The organism is Streptomyces sp. NPDC059906, assembly GCF_042730645.1.
GTDB classification, from domain to species: Bacteria; Actinomycetota; Actinomycetes; order Streptomycetales; family Streptomycetaceae; genus Streptomyces; species Streptomyces rubrogriseus.
In genome coordinates this window covers 16594-36133 of the sequence record NZ_JBHWKU010000018.1, presented here as the reverse complement: position 1 = coordinate 36133, position 19540 = coordinate 16594, and the positions used below count along the sequence as shown (strand labels likewise).

Here is a 19540-nt window from a genome sequence, read left to right as displayed (position 1 = left end):
CACCGGAGGTGTCGCGGGGGAGGTCTCTACTCCCGCGGCGGCAGGGGCGGACGCGACCGGTCCGGTACGGCCTCGTAACCGGGGGGTGTGGCGGGCGGGTTGGTCTCCAGCAGCTCCAACGCCAGCCGCACGGCCTCGTCGAGGACCGGGTAGCGGCCCTCGGCCCAGTCCAGCGGGGTGCGCAGCGCCTCGACGTCGGGGGCGACACCGTAGTTCTCCACGGACCATCCGTAGGCTTCGAACCAGGCCGCGTTCATCGGCACCGTGATCACCGAGCCGTCGCCGAGGCCGTGCCGGCCGGTCATGCCGACCACTCCGCCCCAGGTGCGCTGCCCGACCACCGGGCCGAGGCGCAGCAGCCTGAACGCCGCCGTGATCATGTCGCCGTCGGAGGACGTCGCCTCGTCGGCGACCGCGACGACCGGACCGCGCGGCGCGTTGGAGGTGTACGACACCGGCTGGGCGTCCCGGGTCAGGTCCCAGCCCAGGATGGTCCGGGTCAGCTTCTCGATGACCAGCTCGCTGATGTGCCCGCCCGCGTTGCCGCGCACGTCCACGATGAGCGCGGGCCGGGACACCTCCATGCGCAGGTCGCGGTTGAACTGCGCCCAGCCGGAGCCGCCCATGTCGGGGATGTGCAGGTAGCCGCACCGACCGCCGCTCAACTCCCGCACCACCTCGCGGCGTTTGGCCACCCAGTCCTGGTAGCGCAGGGGGCGTTCGTCGACGAGCGGCACGACGGCGACCCGGCGGGAGGGCCCCTGGCAGCCCTCGCCGGGCGCGAAGGTCAGCTCCACCGTCGTACCGCCCGCGCCCGCAAGCAGCGGGGACGGGCCGAGCACCGGGTCGACCGGGCGGCCGTCGACGTGGGTGAGGACGGCACCGTCGCGGATGCCCGTGCCGGCCAGCGGGGAGCGGGCCTTGGAGTCGGAGGAGTCGCCCGGCAGGATCCGCCGGACCAGCCACCGTCCGGCCCGGCAGGCGAAGTTGGCGCCGAGCAGGCCCTGCCGGCGCTGGTAGTGCGCCGGGCCCTCGTTGCGCCGGGCGGCGACCACGTAGGCGTGCGAGGTGCCCAGCTCGCCGAGCACCTCGCGCAGCAGGTCGGCGAACTCGTCGGGCGAGGCGACCCGTTCCAGCAGCGGACGGTACTGGTCCAGAACCGCGTCCCAGTCGATGCCGCACATGCCGGGGTCCCAGAAGTAGGCGCGGATCAGCCGCCCCGCCTCGTCGTAGGCCTGGCGCCACTCGGCGGCCGGGTCGACCTCGTGCAGGACGCGGCGCAGGTCGATCCAGGTGGTCGAGTCGCCGTCGCCCACCTCGCACGCCGGTACGGCCCGCAGGTCGCCCTCGTCGAGCACGACCAGGCGGCTGCCGTCGCCGCTGACCCGGAACCAGTCCAGGTGGTCGACCAGCTCCGCCTTCTTCGCCTTGGCCAGGTTGAAGTGCTCCAGCGTGGGCCGCTCGCTCGGGTCCGCCGGGTTGGCGAAGGTCTCGCCGAGCGCACCCGAGATCGGCCAGCGCAGCCAGACCAGGCCGCCGCCCGCGACCGGCTCCAGCGCCGAGTACTTGGAGGCGGTGACCGGGAACGGCGTCACCCGGCTCTCCAGACCCTCGACCTCGACGGTCACCGCGCCGCCCTCGCCGGGTTCGTCCTCCAGGGGGTCCAGGCCCCCGGCCGCGGGGCGGCCCTCGGGGTTGAGGGCGAAGGGGGAGGGGGTCGCGGAGGACAGCGGCACCAGGTAGGGGCGGCAGCCCAGCGGGAAGGACAGGTCGCCGGTGTGCACGTCGTACACCGGATCGAAGCCGCGCCAGGACAGGAAGGCGAGGTAGCGGCCGTCCCGGGTGAACACCGGGTTCTCGTCCTCGAAGCGGCCGTTGGTGACGTCGACGACGAGGGTGCCCTCCGGGCCGTCGATCCGGGCCATCTTGATCTGCCGCAGAGTGCGTCCGATGCCCGGGTGCGACCAGGTGAGCCAGGTCCCGTCGGGGGAGAAGGCGAGGTCGCGCACGGGGCCGTTGACGGACCGGATCAGCTCGGTGACCTGGCCTCCGACGGTCGCGGGGGTGCCGGGGCCGCCCGGCATGCCGGTCCCCCCGGCGTCGGTGCCGGTGCCTTCGGCGGTCGGGGGGACACCGGGGCCGGGACGGGGGTCGCGCGGGGCCTCTGCCCCGGGGGCTGCGGTGCCGGGGTCCGTGGGGTCGCTTCCCGCTGTGCCACTGGCGGTCGTTCCGCCTCCCGCGGTGCCGCCGGGCGCGGAGTCGCCTTCCGGCGTGCCGTCTGCCGGCGTGCGGGTGCCCCCGGCGTCGGTGCCGAGGCCGGGGGTGTCCGTGCCGGTGCCTTCGGCGGTCGGGGGGACACCGGGGCCGGGACGGGGGTCGCGCGGGGCCTCTGCCCCGGGGGCTGCGGTGCCGGGGTCCGCGGGGTCGCTTCCCGCTGTGCCACTGGCGGTCGTTCCGCCTCCCGCGGTGCCGCCGGGCGCGGCGTCGCCTTCCGGCGTGCCGTCTGCCGGCGTGCGGGTGCCCCCGGCGTCGGTGTCCCCGGTGGGGGCGTCCTCGGCGGGGGCGTCCGGGGTGGGGGCGTCCGGGGTGGGGGCCGCCCGGGCGGCCGTCCCCGCCGCGTCCGCGTCCCCCGCGTCCTCGTCCCCCGCGTCCGGCGGATACCCGGCGTCCACCGCCTCCAGCGCCAGCGTCACCTCCGTGTCGGGCTCCGCGACGTCGAGGATCAGCAGCCGTCCGTCGTGCGAGGCGACGGCGAGCCGGTCGCCCGCCGGGTCGGAGACCAGCTCCAGGACCCGGCCCAGGCGCCCGGAGGCCAGCCGCCGGGCCGCGCGGCCGCCGGTCGCCCGGGGCAGGTAGGAGATCTCGACCGCGTCCTCGCCCTCCGCGTCCGTCACGTACGCGATCCGCCCGCTTTCGCCGAGCATCTCCGGCAGCCGCACCCGCACCCCCGGGGTGTCCGCGATGGTGCGGGCCGGGCCGTCGCGGTGGGTGAGCCAGTACAGGCTGCCGCGCACCACGACGGCGCTCGCGCGGCCGGTCTCGTCCACGGAGACGCCGCCCACGTGCTGGGCCGCGGGCACCTGGTGCGTACGCCGCCCCGCGCGCGGCCCGCTCAGCCGTACGTCGAGCCGGCGCGGCGCCGAGCCGGGCGCGAGGTCGTCCACGATCCACAGGTCGCCCGCGCACTGGTACACCACCCGGGTGCCGTCGCTCGCGGCGTTGCGGGCGTAGAACGCGTCGTGGTCGGTGTGGCGGCGCAGGCCGGTGCCGTCGGGCGCGCAGGAGTAGAGGTTGCCGACGCCCTCGTGGTCGGAGAGGAAGGCGATCCGGCCGCCGACGAACATGGGGGCGGCGAGGTGCCCGCCGAGGTCGGGCAGCAGCCGCTCGCCGTGCAGCCAGAGCCGGCCCGTGGCGCCGCCCCGGTAGCGCTTCCAGGCGGCCGGCTCGTGCGGCGGGGTACCGGTGAGCAGGAGGGTCCTGCGTTCGCCGTCGAGGTCGGCGGCCTGGATGTCGGTGACCGGGCCCCAGGGCAGCTTGCGGCCGGGGTCGCCGTCGGGGGTGACCTTGTAGGCCCAGGTGAGGTGCGAGAAGGGCTCGCCGTGCGAGGCCACGGCGAGGACCGCGGTGGTGCCGTCGGGGTCGGGGGGCGACCAGCCGCAGACCCGGGTGTCGAGGCCGCCCCAGTGGGTGAGCTGCCGTCCGGGGCCGCCGGCCACCGGCACCAGATGGACCTCCGGCACCAGACTGCGCCAGCTGGTGTACGCGATGTGCCGGCCGTCGGGGGAGAAGCGCGGGGGACCGGCCTTGGTGCGGTCGACGGTGAGCCGCCAGGCCCGGCCCGGACCGTCGAGGGACGCGAGCCAGAGGTCGTCCTCGGCCACGAAGCACAGCTGGTCGCCACTGAGGTGCGGAAGGCGCAGATAACTCACCCGCCCCATGCTTTTCCGGGCGCCGGGTACCGGCAACTTATGCGCTGCCGACAACCGTGACCCACAACACGAACGAAACCGTTTCGTTTCGCTAGGCGGTGGGGTACATTCTTGGTGTACGAAACGGTGCCGTTCGGCCCCCCTGGAGCCGGGCGGAACGGGAAGGAGTGAGCGAGATGACCGAGGCCGCCACCGCGCGCCGCAGTCGGATCACTCCCGAGCGCGAGGCCGAGCTGTACGAGGCCGTGCTCGACCTGCTCCGCCAAGTCGGCTACGACGCGCTCACCATGGACGCCGTGGCCGCCCGCACCCGGTCCAGCAAGGCGACGCTCTACCGCCAGTGGGGCGGCAAGCCGGAGCTGGTCGTCAAGGCCATCCGGCACAACAAGCCGGGCGAGATCGGCGACGTCGACACCGGCTCGCTCCGCGGCGACCTGCACGCCCTGATGGCCCGTGAGGACGACTGCGCCATGGAGCAGAACTCCGCGCTGATGCGCGGCGTCGCCATGGCACTGCACCAGAACCCGGACCTCCGCCAGGCGTTCCGGGAACAGCTCATCGAACCGGAGATGGCCGAGTTCCGGCGAGTGATGCAACGCGCCGTCGACCGCGGCGAGATCAGAGCGGACTGCCCGGCGCTGGACTTCCTCGTGCACATGATGGTCGGCGGATTCGCCACCCGCACGCTGCTGGACGACCAGCCGCCGACCCAGGCGTTCCTCACCTCCTACATCGACGCCGTGATCCTCCCCGCCCTCGGCGTCCCCTCCCACTGACATCCCCACGCAACTTCTGAGCCCCACCTGAGCCCCACCTGACGTAACCGCTCACGTCGTCGGGCTGATCACCCCTGCCCTGAAGACCCACGACCTGACCGGGAGTACGCCCCCGTGGCCACGTTCCTCTACAAACTCGGCCGGCTCGCCTTTCGCCGACGGCACTTCGTCGCCCTGATCTGGGTGGCCCTGCTGACGCTCGCCGGCGTCGGCGCCGCCAGCGCCCCGCCCGCCGGCAACTCCTCCTTCTCCATCCCCGGAACGGAGGCCCAGAAGGCCTTCGACCTGCTGGAACAGCGCTTCCCCGGGGCGAGCGCCGACGGGGCGACCGCACGGGTCGTCTTCAAGGCACCCGCCGGCGAGAAGATGACGGACGCCGGCCACAAGGCGGCCGTCGAGAAGACCGTCGACGAACTGGCGGACGGCTCCGAGGTCGCCTCGGTCGCCGACCCCTACACGGGCGACGCCGTCAGCAAGGACGGCACCATCGCCTACGCCTCGGTGAAGTACGACGTCTCCGGCATGGAGCTGGAGGAATCCACCAAGGACGCCCTGGAGGACGCCGCCCAGCAGGCGCGCGACGCCGGGCTGACCGTCGAGATCGGCGGTGACGCGCTCCAGGCCGTCCCGGAGACCGGCGCCACCGAGGTCATCGGCATCGCGGTCGCCGCCGTCGTCCTCGTCATCACCTTCGGCTCCCTGGTCGCGGCCGGGCTGCCCCTGCTCACCGCCCTGATCGGCGTGGGCATCGGCGTCTCCTCGATCACCGCACTCGCGAGCGCGCTCGAACTGGGCTCGACCACCTCGATCCTGGCCATGATGATCGGCCTCGCGGTCGGCATCGACTACGCCCTGTTCATCGTCTCCCGCTACCGCGCCGAACTCGCCGAGGGGCGCGAACGCGAAGAGGCCGCCGGACGGGCCGTCGGCACCGCGGGCTCCGCGGTCGTCTTCGCCGGCCTCACCGTCGTCATCGCCCTGGTGGGTCTCGCGGTCGTCAACATCCCGATGCTCACCAAGATGGGCATCGCGGCGGCCGGCACCGTCGCCATCGCGGTCCTGATCGCGCTCACGATGATCCCCGCGCTGCTCGGCTACGCCGGTCGCAGGGTCAAGCCCGCCGGGGTGAAGGGCAAGCTGCTGGGCCGCTCCCGCAAGGGCGAGCCGAAGCCGGACCGGCCGGCCGGGCAGCCGAAGGCCAACCTGGGCACCCGCTGGGCGAGCTTCGTCGTCCGCCGCCCCCTCGCCGTCCTCCTCCTGGGCGTCATCGGCCTCGGCGCCGCAGCGGTCCCCGCGACCTCCCTGGAACTGGGCCTGCCCGACGACGGCTCCCAGCCGACGTCCACGACCCAGCGCCGCGCCTACGACCTGCTCTCCGAGGGCTTCGGCCCCGGCTTCAACGGCCCCCTGATGGTCGTCGTGGACGCGAAGGGCAGCGACGCGCCCAAGGACGCCTTCACTGACGTCGAGCAGCGGATCAAGGGCCTCGACGGCGTCGTGGCGGTGGCCCCGCCCGCCCCCAACAAGGGCGGCGACACCGCGACGATCACCGTGGTCCCGGACTCCAAGCCGTCCTCCGTGCAGACCGAGGACCTGGTGCACGCCATCCGTGACGCGGGCGGCGACATCGAGGCGAAGACCGGCGCGGAGACCCTGGTCACCGGCTCGACGGCGATGAACATCGACGTCAGCCAGAAGCTCAACGACGCGCTGGTGCCGTACCTGGTCCTGGTCGTCGGCCTGGCCTTCCTCCTCCTCATCGTGGTCTTCCGCTCGATCCTGGTCCCGCTGAAGGCGGCCCTCGGCTTCCTGCTCTCCGTCATGGCGGCGCTCGGCGCGGTCGTCGCGGTCTTCCAGTGGGGCTGGCTGTCCGGCCTGATGGGCGTCGAGGAGACCGGACCCGTCATGTCGATGATGCCGATCTTCATGGTCGGCGTGGTCTTCGGCCTGGCGATGGACTACGAGGTCTTCCTGGTCACCCGCATGCGGGAGGCCTACGTCCACGGCGAGAAGCCGAACCAGGCGGTCGTCACCGGCTTCAAGCACGGCGCCCGGGTCGTCACCGCCGCCGCGGTGATCATGATGGCGGTCTTCGCGGGCTTCATCGGCTCCAGCGAGTCCATGGTCAAGATGATCGGCTTCGGCCTCGCGATCGCCGTCTTCTTCGACGCGTTCGTCGTCCGCATGGCCATCGTCCCGGCGGTCCTCGCCCTGCTCGGCAAGAAGGCCTGGTGGCTGCCGAAGTGGCTGGACCGCGCGCTGCCCAACGTGGACGTCGAGGGCGAGGGCCTGCGCACGGCCGCCGAGCGCGGCACCGGCCCCGACGAGGACCGGGAACTGGTGCGCACCTGACCGGCCGCCGCGGCCTCTGACAGGAGGACGGCACAGACCAGCCGGTGAGGGTTCCGTGGGGACGGGGCTGCCCTCACCGGCTTCCCCCTGTTCAGGGGCGGCGCGGTAGTGCCCTAACCGGGTCGCCTGTGCGCTACACCTACCAGTACGGTGCCCTGCATGACGACGACCGACGACGCCTCCGGCTCCACCGGCACCTCCGACTCCGCCGGCACCTCCGCCGCCCACCCGCGCTTCGCCGCCGCCCTCGGCGACCTGGGCCTCGGCGACCTGGCCGGACGGGCCCGGCGGTTCCCGGAGGCCACGCGCACCGCCGCCGAGGCCGCCGCCGCCATCGGGTGCGAGCTGAGCCAGATCTGCAAGTCGCTCATCTTCGCCGCGGACGGCGTGCCCGTACTGGTCCTCATGGACGGCGCCTCCCGCGTCGACCTGGACCGGGTCCGCGAGGAACTCGGCGCCGGGAAGGTCACCCGGGCCAAGGCCGACGTCGTACGGGAGACCACCGGGTACGCGATCGGCGGGGTGCCGCCCTTCGGGCACCGGACCAGGACCCGGGTGCTGGCCGACCGGTCCCTGCTCGCCCACGACGTCGTCTGGGCCGCCGCCGGGACCCCGTACGCGGTCTTCCCGATGGAGCCCGAGAACCTCGTCGCCACCGCCGGCGCCACCCTCGTGGACGTGCGCGAGCGCTCCGAGTGACGCCGCTGGTCACCGCCGCCGTCCTGCTCGCGGCGGTCACCCACGCCGCCTGGAACGCCATCGCCCACCGGATCACCGACAAGCTGACCGGGTTCGCGCTGATCTCCGGCGGCGGGATGCTCATCGGACTCGCGCTGCTGCCGTTCACGGCGTTCCCGGCGGCCGGGGCCTGGCCGTACCTCCTGGTCTCCGCCGCCATCCACATCGCGTACTACGCCCTGCTCATGCGCTCCTTCCGGCTGGGCGACTTCGGCCAGGCCTACCCGATCGCCCGCGGCAGCGCGCCGCTCCTTGTCACCGTCCTCGCCGCCGTCTTCGCCCACGAGGTGCCGGACGGCTGGGCGACCGGGGGCATCCTGGTCTCCTGCGCCGGGCTGACCGGCGTCGCCCTGTGGGGGCTGCGCGGACGCCGGCCCGACTGGGCGGCCATCGGCGCCGCCCTGGCGACCGGCGTGACCATCGCGGCGTACACGGTCGTCGACGGCCTCGGCGTACGCGCCTCCGGGTCCTCCCTCGGCTACATCGCCTGGCTGATGGCCGTACAGGGCACGGTCCTGCCGGCGTACTTCCTGTACCGGCACCGCGCCGGGGCCTGGGCCCTGCTGCGGCCGCACGCGGGCCTCGGACTGGCCGGCGCGGCACTGTCCGTCACCGCCTACGCCCTGGTCCTGTGGGCGCAGACCCGCGCCGAACTCGCGCCCATCGCCGCCCTGCGCGAGTCGTCCATCCTGGTCGGCGCCGCGATAGGGGCCCTGTTCTTCAAGGAGCGGTTCGGCGCGCCCCGGATCGCGGCGGCCGGCCTCCTGGTCGTCGGAATCGGGCTGATGCTGCACACCGGATAGCCGCGAGGTCCGGGATGGTGCGTACGGCCGTCGCGAGGCGCACCCTGGAAGAAGGTGTTCCGGAGGTGATCGTCATGATGCACACCACAGTGGGATGGCATGTCGAGCTGGAGTTCACGGAGGACGACCAGCACACGCGGGCGGTCGCGATGGTGCGGCTCCCCGACGGCACCGAGGTCCGCGCGCACGGCCACGCCAGCCGGCACCGGATCGACTCCCAGCAGCCACGGGTCGGTGAGGAGGTCGCGGGCGCCCGGGCGTTGAACGAGCTGGCGATGCAGCTGCTCACCAAGGCCCACGACGAGATCGACGCGGCGTCCGGGCGGACCTCGCACCCCATCCACGTCTGAATCCACGTCCGACCCGGGGCCGGGGCCCGTCGCTAGGAAGGGGACGGGCCCCGGGCGAGCGACGCGCGTACCGCCCGGACCAGCGCCTGCGCCCGCGGGTCCGCCGTCACCGTCTTGCGGAAGCCGTTGGTGACGTAGCCCAGGGCGATGCCGGTCTCCGGGTCGGCGAAGCCCAGGGAGCCGCCGCGGCCCGGGTGGCCGAATGAGCCGGGGCCCAGGAACGGGGACGCGCTGCCGTGCAGCATGTAGCCGAGGCCGAAGCGGGTGCCCACGACCAGGATCCGGTCGGGACCGGCGGACTCCTCCGCGCGGGCCAGCTCCATGGTCGCCCGGTCGAACAGCCGTACGTCGCGGGTCACGCCGTCGACCTCGCCGATCAGCGCCGCGTAGAAGCGGGCCAGGCCGTCGGCCGTCGCGATGCCGTTGGCGGCCGGGAGCGCGGCCGCGCGGTACTCCGGGTCGTTCTGGTCGGGAAACGGGGTGATCGCGGCGAAGGCGCGGCGGGTGAGGGAGCCGGGGTCTTCGTACGCCGCGGTGACGGCGCGCTTGGGGCGCAGCCGCGGGCCGTTCCCGGGCCCCGACGGCTCGGGATCGTCGAGGCGCCCCACGCGACCGGCCCTCCCCGCCGCCTCCTCCGCCGCGGGCAGCCCCACCCACAGGTCCAGGCCGAGCGGGCGGGCGATCTCGTCCGCGATCCACTGCCCGGCGCCGCGCCCGCCCGTCACCCGGCGGACCAGCTCGTCGAGCAGCCAGCCGTAGGTCAGCGCGTGGTAGCCGTGGTCGGTGCCCGGCTCCCAGACGGGGGCCTGCGCGGCGACGGCGGCGGGGCCCCGCCGCGGGTCCAGGGCTTCCTCGGGGGTGAGCGGACGGTCCAGGACCGGCAGCCCGGCCCGGTGGTTCAGCACGTGCCGGACCAGCACCCGCTCCTTGCCGTGCGCCTTGAACTCCGGCCAGTACTCGCCCACCGGCGCGTCCAGGTCCAGCTCCCCGCGCCGGTGCAGCAGCAGCGGTACGGCGGCGGCGACGCCCTTGGTCGCCGAGCGGACCACCTGGGCGGTCCCGCGACGCCACGGCTCGGTACCGGCCGTGCCGTCGACGTCCCTGGCGCCGCCCCACAGATCGACGACCTTGCGCCCGTCCCGGTAGACGGCGACGGCCGCGCCCCGCTCGCCGAGCGCGGTGAAGTTCCGTGCGAACGCGTCCCTCACCGGCTCGAAGCCCTCGGCCACCGTGCCGTGCACGTTCACGCCCACCTCTGTACGCCCCTTCCGGCCGCTCGTGACAGTGGAGGCAACCGCCACCGGCCGTCCACCATTCCTCACCCGCTCGCCCGCACCGACCGCGGGTCGAACCCGAAGGGCAGCTCCAGGCGGTGGGCGCGCATCAGGTCGTCGTCGGAGAGCAGGGCGGCGGTCGGACCGTCGGCCGCGATCACGCCGTCGCTGAGGATCAGGGCGCGGGGGCACAGCTCCAGGGCGTAGGGCAGGTCGTGGGTGACCATCAGGACCGTGACGTCCAGGGAGCGCAGGATGTCGGCCAGTTCGCGGCGGGAGGCCGGGTCGAGGTTGGAGGAGGGCTCGTCCAGGACCAGGATCTCCGGCTCCATGGCGAGCACGGTCGCCACCGCCACCCGGCGCCGCTGGCCGAAGGAGAGGTGGTGCGGCGGCCGGTCCTTGAACTCCGCCATGCCGACCAGCGTGAGCGCCCGGTCCACACAGGCCTCCAGCTCCGCCCCCTTGACCCCGGCCGCCGCCGGTCCGAAGGCCACGTCCTCGCGCACGGTCGGCATGAACAGCTGGTCGTCCGGGTCCTGGAAGACGATGCCGACCCGGCGCCTGACCTCCGCCATGTTCCGCTTGTCCACCGGCAGCCCGGCGACCGTGACCGTGCCGGTGCCGCCGGTCAGGATGCCGTTGAGGTGCAGCACCAGCGTCGTCTTGCCCGCGCCGTTGGGCCCGAGCAGCGCGACCCGCTCGCCGCGCGCGACGGAGAAGTCCACGCCGAACAGGGCCTGGTGCCCGTCGGGGTAGGCGAAGGCGAGGCCGGAGACGTCGAGGGAGGCTGTCATCGGAAAACGCCCACTTCCCGGCTTGCGGATGAGTATCGTTGTCAACGGCTGGTGCATGCGAGAGCCAAGCTTGCACCACCTCTGTGTCATTGCCGGCAACCGGGCTGGTTTCAACCCGGCTGGTGTTGATCGCGTCAGACTCGGTCGTCCGCTGGGCAATCGAGCAGCGTGAGCCAGGAATCCCCCTTGCAACCCAAGGGGGAGGATTCAAAACGTCCATCCCAGCAAACACACGACGAGAGCCGCCCCCGGGAGCAGTAAAGCGTACGACCACTGCGCCCGGGACGCGGTCACCTCGTCGATGACCGGCATCGAACCGGCGTACCCGCGGCTGACCATGGCCAGGTGGACGCGTTCGCCGCGTTCGTAGGAGCGGATGAACAGCGCCCCCGCGGACTTGGCGAGCACGCCCCAGTGCCGTACGCCCCTCGCCTCGAACCCGCGCGACTCCCGGGCGATCCGCATCCGCCGCATCTCGTCCGCGATGACGTCCCCGTACCGGATCATGAACGAGGCGATCTGCACGAGCAGCGGCGGCAGCCTCAGCCGCTGGAGACCGAGGAGGAGTTCCCGCAGCTCGGTCGTGGAGGCGAGGAGTACCGAGGCGGCGACGCCCAGGGTGCCCTTGGCCAGGACGTTCCAGGCGCCCCACAGGCCGTTGACGCTCAGGGACAGGCCGAGCACCTCGACCCGCTCGCCCTCGGCCACGAACGGCATGAGCACCGCGAACGCGACGAACGGCACCTCGATCAGCAGCCGCTTGAGCAGGAAGGCCGCCGGCACCCGGGCCGCGTACGCCACCGTCGCGAGCAGCAGCGCGTACAGGCCGAAGGCCCACATCGCCTCGCGCGGCGTGGACACCACGACGACCACGAAGGCGAAGACCGCGGCGAGCTTGGTGTGCGGCGGCAGACCGTGCACGGGGGAGTGCCCGTGCCGGTAGAGCCGATGGGCGTGGCCGGCGCCCACCTCAGAGGGTGGTTTCCGTGCTGGTCGGCGACGCGTCGTCGGTGCGGCGCCTGCGCACCGCCCAGAACACGGCGCTGCCCGCGACGACGGTGACGCCGACGCCGATCACCCCGGCGAGGCCGCCGGAGACCCGGGCGTTGGTGATGTCCTCGACGCCGTAGTCGGCGAGCGGCGAGTCGGCGTTGGCGTGCTCCTTCGCCTTCTCGTCGATGCCCTTGTCGGAGGCGACCTTCTCCAGGCCGTCGGGGTTGGCGGAGGCGTAGAAGCTGACGAAGCCGGCCAGGACCAGGGAGGCGACGAGGCCGGTGATCCACACCTTGCGGTGCGAACGGGCGGCGACGGGGGCGGGGGCCTCGGCGGGCCCGGCGCCGGGGGCGTCGACCAGCTCGCCGTTCACCCGCAGCTTGAGCCGCCGCTGAAGCCCGCGCGCCCCGTACACCAGGTCCGGGCGTACGGCGATGACGGCGCCGACGGTCAGCGCGGTGATCGCGGCCTCGCCGATGCCGATCAGCACGTGCACGCCGATCATCGCGGTGGCGACCTTGCCGATGGAGACGTCGGTGGTGCCGCCGATCCAGTACAGGAGCGTGAAGGCGAGCGCGGCGGCCGGGACGGAGACGAGCGCGGCGACGAAGGAGGCGACGGTGACCGAGCGGCGGGTGCGCGGCAGCACCTTCACCAGGCCCCGGAAGAGGGCGTAGGCGACGACCGTGGTGACGATCGCCATGTCGGTGATGTTCACGCCGAGCGCGGTCAGACCGCCGTCGGCGAAGAGGATGCCCTGCATCAGCAGCACGACGGAGACACACAGCACACCCGTATAGGGCCCCACGAGGATGGCGGCCAGCGCGCCGCCGAGCAGATGCCCGCTGGTCCCGGCCGCGACCGGGAAGTTCAGCATCTGCACGGCGAAGATGAACGCCGCGACCAGCCCGGCCAGCGGCGCCGTCCGCTCGTCCAGCTCGCGGCGTGCGCCGCGCAGGCTGACCGCGATGGCGCCCGCGGCGACGACTCCGGTCACGGCGGAGGTCGGGGCGTTGATGAATCCGTCAGGTACATGCACGGTTCGATGATAGAGACCAGTTGCAAGTCGTTCGCAAGAGCGAGGTAAAGGCTGCCGGTCCGCCGATGGGGCCCATCTCACATGTGGTATCCGGCTCGCAGGGCGTGAGCCGGGAAATATGGGACATTGGAGTGGGGGTGGACCCACAGCTTCAACACAGGTGGCAGAGCGTAAGGGGCGACCCCATGTCCGTAGTCGAACAGTACGCACGAGCCCACATCCTCACGGACGGGGACCTCCCCGACCAGGACGACGGCGGAGCGATACCCGTCGTGCTGCGCTACGACCCCGGACTCGACCCCTCCCTGGTGTGCGTCGCCCTGCCCGGGCGGGGCGGCCGTGCGTCCCGCTCCCGCGAGTGGACCTTCTCCCGCGAGCTGCTGGAACAGGGCCTGCGCGCGCCCGCCGGGAGCGGCGAGGTGCGGGTGTGGCCGTGCGGCCGGGTGCAGGCCGTGGTCGAGTTCCACTCCCCGCAGGGCTGTTCGGTGGTCCAGTTCGAGAACAAGGCTCTCATCCGCTTCCTGCGCCGCACCTACGCGGCGACCGCGCAGCCGGTGGCCCACTGAGCCGCGTGCCGGGGGTCAGCCGCCCGCCTTGAGCAGCGCCGCGACGATCGGGCCCGCCGTGTCGCCGCCGTGCCCGCCCTGCTGGACCACGCCCGCCGCCGCCAGGTCCCCCCGGTACGCCGTGAACCAGCCGTTGGGCTTCTCCTGCCCGTCGACCTCCGCCGAGCCGGTCTTGGCGCCCACGTCACCGCCGACCCCGGCCATGGCCTGCGCCGCGGTGCCGTACGCCGCCGTGTAGGACATCAGCTCGCGCAGCGCGCCGAGCGTCTCGCCCGACATCGTGCGGGAGGCCGTGGCGAGCGCCCGCCCGTCGACCGACGGGGCGACCAGGTACGGCTGGTGGAATGAGCCCGACTTCACGGTCGCCGAGACCGAGGCCATGTTCAGCGGGTTCATCCGCACGCCGCCCTGGCCGATGAGGGACGCGGCCATCTGGGCCTTGCTCTGCACCGGGACCCGGCCGTCGAAGGTGGACACGCCGACCGACCAGTTGTTCATGGACAGGCCGAAGACCTCCTTGGCCTGCCTGGTCAGGTCGTCGTCCTTCAGCTCGGGGGCCTGGCTGATGAAGGCGGTGTTGCAGGACCGGGCGAAGCTCGCCTTGAAGGTGCCGTCCTTGATCTCGAACTTGTCGTCGTTGTGGAACTTCCAGCCGCCGTACTCGAAGTACTTCGGGCACGGGTGCTTCTCGTTCACCGACGCCAGGTCCTTCTCCAGCAGCATCGAGGCGGTGACGACCTTCATCGTGGAGCCGGGCGCGAGTGAGCCCAGGAAAGCGGTGTTGAAGCCGTGCCCGCCGTTGGCGACCGCGAGGACCTCGCCGGTGGAGGCGCGCAGCAGCACCACCGACGCCCCCTTCTTGCCGTCCACCTGCTTCTCGGCGGCGGCCTGGAGGGCGGGGTCGAGCGTGGTCTTCAGCGTGCCGGGCGTGCCCTTGCTCAGCTCCAGCAGCGTCTTGTCGGCGACTTCGCCGGCGCCGGACCCCGTGGCCTCCTCGGAGCCCTTCGCATCCCCGGTTTGTTCGCCGCGCACCACGCGCAGTTCGACGCCGGGGGCGCCGCCGGACTTCTTGCCGTACTTGTCGCGCAGCCCGTCCAGGACGGTGCCGAGGGACGGGTACTTCGCGGCGGTGATCTCCGCGCCGTTCCGGTCCAGCGCCTTGACCGGCGGATCCCCGGCCTTCCCGGTGACCAGCTTGTCCCCGTCCCGCAACTCCGGGTGCACGACGGCCGCGTGCCAGTCGACGCGGGGCTCGCCGTCGCCCTCGCGCCGGACGACGGTCAGCGCGCTGTCGTACGCCAGCGGCTCGGCCGCCTTCTCGTAGGCGACCGTGGCCTTGACGGAGAAGGGGACCTTCTCCCCGGCCGGGGTGCCCGCGGTGAAGGTGGCGTCCTTGATGCGGGCGTCCTTGGCGTAGCCGGTGAGCAGCGCCTTCGCGGCCTCGGCGTCGTCGGTCGCGGCGGCAGCGGCGGCCACGTCGCCCTGCTGCCAGGCGGTCAGGAAGCGCTGGGCGGTGGAGGTGACCTCGGCCGCCGTCAGCGGGCCCGACTTCACCTTCTCCGCGGCCGCCGCGGACTTGGTGCGCGCGTTGTCGTCGCCGCTCTCGCCGCCGCCGTACATCGCGTAGGCACCGAACCCGGCACCGGCCACGACCACCGCGGCCACACTGCCGATCACGGCGGGTTTCGTCCTGCGCCGCTCGGCGGCGGCGCCCCTTCTGCTGCCCACTGCGTCCCGTTCCTCGGTGCGTTCGGTGCGTTCGGTGCCGGATGCTGCTTACGACGGCGACCACAGTAGGGGCATCGTGGCCGCCGCCCGGTGTCAGCCGCCGACTCGTAGCACGTCTGCGACGATCGGCCCGGCCGCGTCGCCGCCGTGACCGCCCTCCTGGACCATGGCCGCCGCCGCGATGTCGTTGCGGTACCCGGTGAACCAGCTGTCGGAGGTGGTCCGTCCGTCGACCTCGGCCGACCCGGTCTTGGCGCCGATGTCGCCGCCGAGCCCGGACATGGCGTTGACGGCGGTGCCCTGGGTGGCGGTGAGCCGCATCATCTGCTTGAGCTGGGAGGCGGTGCCCTGCGGCAGCCCCTTGGCGGTGGCCGGCTCCCGGTCGTCCAGGTCGAACGACACCAGATACGGCTGGCGGAACTCCCCGGTGATGGCGGTCGCGGTGACCGAGGCCATGTTCAGCGGGTTCATCTGCACCTGGCCCTGCCCGATGGCGTTGGCCGCGCGGTCCGGGCCGCCGGAGGCGGGGACGCTCCCGTCGAAGGAGACGATGCCGGTCTGCCAGTTGTCCTGCCCGAGCCCGAAGCGCTCCTGGGCCTCCTCGGTCAACGAGGAGTCGGTGAGCGGCTTCTCGTCGACGAGCTTGATGAAGCCGGTGTTGCAGGAGCGCAGGAAGGTGTTGGCGAGCGTGGCGCTCTCGTTGGGCTTCATGCCGGTCAGGTTCTTGAAGGTCTGGCTCTGCCAGGTCGCCGTGTCGGGGCAGGGCGCCGGGCCGTTCATCGAGGTCACGCCGTTGTCGATGAGCATGGCCGCGGTGATGATCTTCATGGTGGAACCGGGGGCGACCCGCCCCTGGAAGGCCGCGTTGAAGCCGTCGCGGCGGTTGTTGGCCACCGCCAGCACTTCACCGGTGCTCGGCTTCACGGCGACCACGGAGGACTCGCCGTACTGCTTCACCGCCTTCTCGGCCGCGGCCTGCACGCTCGCGCTGAGCGTCGTCTCGAGTTTCCCGGGCTTCCCCTCGGTCAGCGTCAGCAGCGGGGTGTCCGGCGTGCTTGCCACCGTGTGCCGGACCGCCAGCTCGACGCCGGGGGTACCGCCCGCCTTCGAGCCGTACCGCTCCCGCAGCGTGGCGAGGACCGGCCCGAGCGAGGGGTACTTCTCCTTCGTCAGCACGGTGCCGTTGCGCCCGACGGCCTGGATCTGCGGGGTCGCCGACTCCGCGGTGACCAGGGTGTCCCCGTCCTTCAGGTCCGGGTGGACGACGGACGGCTTCCAGTCCACCAGCGCCCGCCCGCTGGTCTCCCCGCGCACCACGGTCAGCGTGCTCTTGTAGCTGAGCGGCTTCGTCGTCCCCTCGTACGACACCTTCGCCTTCACCGTGAACGGCACGGAGGTGCCGGCCGCCGTGCCCGGCGTGATCTCGACGCCGCCGATGTGCGCGTCCTCGCCGTAGGCGGTCAGCAGCGTCCCGGCGATCGAGGCGTTGTTGGTGTACGCGGCGGCGGTCGTCGCGTCGCCCTTCTCCCAGGCCGTGAAGAACTTCTCGCTGGTCTCCGCGACCTCGTCCTTGTCCGGCGGCCCACTCTTGGCCTCCGACGACCCGGATCCCCCGCCCCCGTCCAGCGCCGACACCACGTTGTAGGCGCCGTACCCGGCACCGCCCACCATCACGGCGAACACGCCGCCTATGACGGCGACCTTGACCCCCCTGCCCACGGCAGTCCCCTCCCCGTCAGACCTTCCGCCCGCCTTCTTGAACGCGTTCAGAAGCAGTTGTGGGTTGCACTCTATGCGCAGGGGGTGACCAGCGGTACGGGTGTTTCCGTTTGGTGGCCTAAAGGAGACCGGGGGCGGGGCACGCGAGGGTCAGAACCCGGTGTCGCCGCCCGCGAAGTGGACGGGTGAGACCAGAGCGACGCGGATCAGGCCAGGTTCGGGAGGAGGCGCGTCATAGACGTAGGTCACGGTGAGAGCCGGACGCGTGGCGGTGCCTTCGACGCGAGTGGTGTAGAGCTTCATACTCCCCACGGCGCTGCGTGCCCGTCGCCCCAGCGTCGGGTTCTTCTCCAACTCGGCGCACAGGGACTCGACGGCTTCCACCGCTCCCGCGCCGATGCGTAGGCAGCGATCGCGGGCCTCTTGTGTGATCTCGGCAATGGTCCGGTCCCGGCCGTCGGTCACCGGCCGGTCCTTCGGGCTGCCTGGATCTCTGCGACGGCGGCTGCGACAGAGGTGCTGAAGGCCGGGTCCTGGCGGGCGATCACCCGGCCGCGGAACTCCTCCACGAGGCGGACGACGCCGGAGAGGTCGGCGGGATCGGCATGGTTGATCTCACGGGCCAGTTCGGCCTCGAAGTCATCGGCGTCGCCAGGGAAGCCGTAGCCCATCGTCAGGGCGGCGCGCAGTTCGCCGATGGTGCGCATGGGGGGAAGATGGGGCTGACCTGAGTCTGCCGGGTCCGCGGTCATAGCAGAGGCGCTCCTTTCACGGTGTTGGTTCACGGTAGCGGGAGGCGTGCCCTGCGGGCGACCTGCTGAACCCGGAGGACAGCCCTACGCGCAGGAAACGGCCGCTCATGTCAGACGCCACCATCCGAACCCGGTCCGAGACGCGCGACCGACTTGCCTCCGTTGCCGAAGCCGAGGGGATGAGCTTGCGGGCCTGGCTCGACCGGCTGGCGGAGACGGGGTCAGCGCCCCGGCTGAGCGCGGCGAGGGGGCTGAACGCACACGGCAGGTTTTGCAAGAGTGGACCGGATACGACCCTGCCGTACCCGACCCCGAGGCGGATGCGGTTCTCGCTCGTCGTCTCGCGGAGGCCGCGGCGGCGTGAGATCTGCCCGTCGTGTGTCCCGGCCGGCTGAGCACCATGCCACCCTCGACGGGTTTGCGTCGGCAGCCCGTAGTCGGCGTCTACGGCTGGAAGCGGTCTCGCCGGACCTTCGACAGGCTGTCGACGAACGCGCTGAAGACGTGGGAAGAAAAGGTGAGGGTCTGACGAGGCACCTTAGAGTCCCGAACGCCCACCCATGAGCCGCGGCTGGCGACCTCGACGCACTCGTTCCCTTCGCCGCCGCTGTAACTGCTCTTGAACCACTTCACGGTTCCGTGCTCGGTCGGAGAAGGCGCTATGCCTGTCATGAGGACGTCTCCTGTCGTGCTCTGGCGACCAGCCGCGACGAGAGGGTGACGTCGGCAGCCTGCGAACGTAGGTAGTCGAACGTCAACTTATAGGCACTGACGTCCTCCGCGTCATCCAGATACACGCCGCGACGGCGCATCTCGATGTACACGACCGCCATGGAGTTCAGCGGCTCCCGTTCGTCGTCACGCCCGAGGATCACGAAGTGCCCGGCCCCGGCGGCGTGCGCACCCGCGCTGAACGGCAAGATCTGGATGTCGACGTTGGGGCTCTCGGCCGTCTCATGAAGGTGTTGGAGCTGCTGGTCCATAACGTCGGTGTTTCCCACGGTCCTGCGAAGCACCGCTTCATCCAGGACGACCCAGAGATGCAGCGCCGGATCGCGCATAAGGATGGCTTGTCGCTGTATCCGTGCCTCGACCATCCGCTCGATGTTCTCGTTCGAACTGCGAACCTCCCTGGCCTGATGGATGGCGAGTGCGTACTCCCGCGTCTGCAACAGGCCTGGAATGACCGTGTTCGCGAAGACGTGTTCGTATGCCGCTTGATGCTCGAACGAGACAAGCGGATCCAACCACTCGGGCACCGCATTGTTGCCGACCCACCACCCGTCGGCCTGCGACTTGGCCACCGCGACGAGGGCGTCACGTTCCTGGGGTGTCGCGTCGCATGCGTCGGCCAGCGCCTTCACCGTTGCCCAGCGGATGCGGGCGCGATCCTGCCATGCCTCGTACCTGCTGACCGTGGTGGTGCTGACGCCTGCGCGGGCCGCCACTTGCGTCTGGGTGAGCCCGCAACGTTCGCGCAGTGAGGTCAGACCTCGCGCGATCTGCATGCGACCGGCCGGTCCCGTCTGTGTAGCGCTCACGACGCATACCTCTCCACCTGTGAAATGTGCAGCGATCGACAGGCATCGACCAACCGCCGCGACCTTATGGGCTCTTCTGGAGCCTCGGACGAGGATTCGAGCTTCGTCACCCACATCAGTGAACTCTCTTCATGGGGCAGCCCGCTATGGGATTCCCGTGAGAGTTTTCCCTTGCGTTGATCCTCA

17 protein-coding genes are annotated in these 19540 nt (G+C 72.1%); 6 read left to right on the top strand and 11 right to left on the bottom strand.

What is annotated here, in order from left to right; genetic code table 11:
• Positions 1-26: 26 nt before the first annotated feature.
• Complete coding sequence (locus ACFV9J_RS25355) at positions 27-3938, bottom strand: S41 family peptidase (RefSeq protein WP_385357380.1); 3912 nt, start codon at positions 3936-3938, stop codon at positions 27-29.
• Between the two features lie 167 nt (positions 3939-4105).
• On the opposite strand from ACFV9J_RS25355, the gene ACFV9J_RS25350 reads away from it, so the two are divergent.
• The 5 genes from ACFV9J_RS25350 (at position 4106) to ACFV9J_RS25330 (ending at position 8948) form a co-directional block, all read left to right on the top strand.
• Positions 4106-4705, top strand: coding sequence for a TetR/AcrR family transcriptional regulator (locus ACFV9J_RS25350; RefSeq protein ID WP_385357378.1), 600 nt, complete (start codon positions 4106-4108; stop codon positions 4703-4705).
• 114 nt (positions 4706-4819) lie between these two features.
• A complete protein-coding gene (locus tag ACFV9J_RS25345) occupies positions 4820-7057 on the top strand; it encodes an MMPL family transporter (RefSeq protein WP_385357376.1) in 2238 nt (745 codons plus the stop codon).
• 159 nt (positions 7058-7216) lie between these two features.
• On the top strand, positions 7217-7756 hold the full coding sequence (locus ACFV9J_RS25340) for a YbaK/EbsC family protein (protein WP_385357374.1): 540 nt from the start codon (positions 7217-7219) through the stop codon (positions 7754-7756).
• Positions 7753-8598 (top strand): EamA family transporter, encoded by an 846-nt coding sequence (locus ACFV9J_RS25335; RefSeq protein ID WP_385357372.1) that lies wholly within the window; start codon positions 7753-7755, stop codon positions 8596-8598. The genes ACFV9J_RS25340 and ACFV9J_RS25335 overlap by 4 nt, the downstream gene beginning before the upstream one ends.
• 74 nt (positions 8599-8672) lie before the next feature.
• The gene (locus tag ACFV9J_RS25330) at positions 8673-8948 is read left to right on the top strand and encodes a DUF1876 domain-containing protein (RefSeq protein ID WP_109035016.1); all 276 of its coding nucleotides are present in this window, start codon (positions 8673-8675) and stop codon (positions 8946-8948) included.
• Positions 8949-8980: 32 nt separating this feature from the next.
• Here ACFV9J_RS25330 and ACFV9J_RS25325 read toward each other — a convergent pair whose 3' ends face one another.
• The 4 genes from ACFV9J_RS25325 to ACFV9J_RS25310 all read right to left on the bottom strand — a co-directional run bounded on the left by ACFV9J_RS25325 (position 8981) and on the right by ACFV9J_RS25310 (position 13048).
• On the bottom strand, positions 8981-10195 hold the full coding sequence (locus ACFV9J_RS25325) for a serine hydrolase domain-containing protein (protein ID WP_385357370.1): 1215 nt from the start codon (positions 10193-10195) through the stop codon (positions 8981-8983).
• A 71-nt stretch (positions 10196-10266) separates the two neighbouring features.
• Positions 10267-11016, bottom strand: a complete 750-nt coding sequence (locus ACFV9J_RS25320; protein WP_385357368.1) for an energy-coupling factor ABC transporter ATP-binding protein — start codon at positions 11014-11016, stop codon at positions 10267-10269.
• Positions 11017-11223: 207 nt separating this feature from the next.
• Positions 11224-11985: a cobalt ECF transporter T component CbiQ gene (gene cbiQ, locus ACFV9J_RS25315; RefSeq protein WP_385357365.1), complete on the bottom strand. Its 762-nt coding sequence runs from the start codon at positions 11983-11985 to the stop codon at positions 11224-11226.
• Position 11986: 1 nt separating this feature from the next.
• Positions 11987-13048 (bottom strand): energy-coupling factor ABC transporter permease, encoded by a 1062-nt coding sequence (locus ACFV9J_RS25310; RefSeq protein ID WP_385357363.1) that lies wholly within the window; start codon positions 13046-13048, stop codon positions 11987-11989.
• Between the two features lie 185 nt (positions 13049-13233).
• Here ACFV9J_RS25310 and ACFV9J_RS25305 point away from each other — a divergent pair, with 185 nt between their 5' ends.
• The gene (locus tag ACFV9J_RS25305) at positions 13234-13614 is read left to right on the top strand and encodes an SsgA family sporulation/cell division regulator (RefSeq protein ID WP_385357361.1); all 381 of its coding nucleotides are present in this window, start codon (positions 13234-13236) and stop codon (positions 13612-13614) included.
• A gap of 15 nt (positions 13615-13629) precedes the next feature.
• Here the strand turns inward: ACFV9J_RS25305 and ACFV9J_RS25300 are convergent, their stop codons facing one another.
• The 6 genes from ACFV9J_RS25300 to ACFV9J_RS25275 all read right to left on the bottom strand — a co-directional run bounded on the left by ACFV9J_RS25300 (position 13630) and on the right by ACFV9J_RS25275 (position 19321).
• Positions 13630-15342 carry a penicillin-binding transpeptidase domain-containing protein gene (locus tag ACFV9J_RS25300; protein WP_385357359.1) on the bottom strand — a complete coding sequence of 571 codons (1713 nt, stop codon included), beginning with the start codon at positions 15340-15342 and terminating at the stop codon, positions 13630-13632.
• 93 nt (positions 15343-15435) lie between these two features.
• Positions 15436-17061: a penicillin-binding transpeptidase domain-containing protein gene (locus ACFV9J_RS25295; protein WP_385357356.1), complete on the bottom strand. Its 1626-nt coding sequence runs from the start codon at positions 17059-17061 to the stop codon at positions 15436-15438.
• Positions 17062-17211: 150 nt separating this feature from the next.
• Positions 17212-17526 carry a hypothetical protein gene (locus ACFV9J_RS25290; protein WP_385357354.1) on the bottom strand — a complete coding sequence of 105 codons (315 nt, stop codon included), beginning with the start codon at positions 17524-17526 and terminating at the stop codon, positions 17212-17214.
• Complete coding sequence (locus tag ACFV9J_RS25285) at positions 17523-17768, bottom strand: hypothetical protein (RefSeq protein ID WP_134654762.1); 246 nt, start codon at positions 17766-17768, stop codon at positions 17523-17525. The genes ACFV9J_RS25290 and ACFV9J_RS25285 overlap by 4 nt, the downstream gene beginning before the upstream one ends.
• Positions 17769-18257: 489 nt before the next feature.
• The gene (locus tag ACFV9J_RS25280; protein WP_385357352.1) at positions 18258-18485 is read right to left on the bottom strand and encodes a DUF397 domain-containing protein; all 228 of its coding nucleotides are present in this window, start codon (positions 18483-18485) and stop codon (positions 18258-18260) included.
• Complete coding sequence (locus tag ACFV9J_RS25275) at positions 18482-19321, bottom strand: helix-turn-helix domain-containing protein (protein ID WP_385357351.1); 840 nt, start codon at positions 19319-19321, stop codon at positions 18482-18484. The genes ACFV9J_RS25280 and ACFV9J_RS25275 overlap by 4 nt, the downstream gene beginning before the upstream one ends.
• Positions 19322-19540 lie beyond the last annotated feature (219 nt).

What these genes read in the sequence shown, in the direction of transcription:
- ACFV9J_RS25355 (WP_385357380.1), bottom strand. Translation starts at nt 3,938, where the DNA reads ATGGGGCGGGTGAGTTATCTGCGCCTTCCGCACCTCAGTGGCGACCAG.
- ACFV9J_RS25305 (WP_385357361.1), top strand. Translation starts at nt 13,234, where the DNA reads ATGTCCGTAGTCGAACAGTACGCACGAGCCCACATCCTCACGGACGGG.
- ACFV9J_RS25350 (WP_385357378.1), top strand. Translation starts at nt 4,106, where the DNA reads ATGACCGAGGCCGCCACCGCGCGCCGCAGTCGGATCACTCCCGAGCGC.
- ACFV9J_RS25340 (WP_385357374.1), top strand. Translation starts at nt 7,217, where the DNA reads ATGACGACGACCGACGACGCCTCCGGCTCCACCGGCACCTCCGACTCC.
- ACFV9J_RS25275 (WP_385357351.1), bottom strand. Translation starts at nt 19,321, where the DNA reads ATGCAGATCGCGCGAGGTCTGACCTCACTGCGCGAACGTTGCGGGCTC.
- ACFV9J_RS25320 (WP_385357368.1), bottom strand. Translation starts at nt 11,016, where the DNA reads ATGACAGCCTCCCTCGACGTCTCCGGCCTCGCCTTCGCCTACCCCGAC.
- ACFV9J_RS25330 (WP_109035016.1), top strand. Translation starts at nt 8,673, where the DNA reads ATGATGCACACCACAGTGGGATGGCATGTCGAGCTGGAGTTCACGGAG.
- ACFV9J_RS25285 (WP_134654762.1), bottom strand. Translation starts at nt 17,768, where the DNA reads ATGCGCACCATCGGCGAACTGCGCGCCGCCCTGACGATGGGCTACGGC.
- ACFV9J_RS25280 (WP_385357352.1), bottom strand. Translation starts at nt 18,485, where the DNA reads ATGACAGGCATAGCGCCTTCTCCGACCGAGCACGGAACCGTGAAGTGG.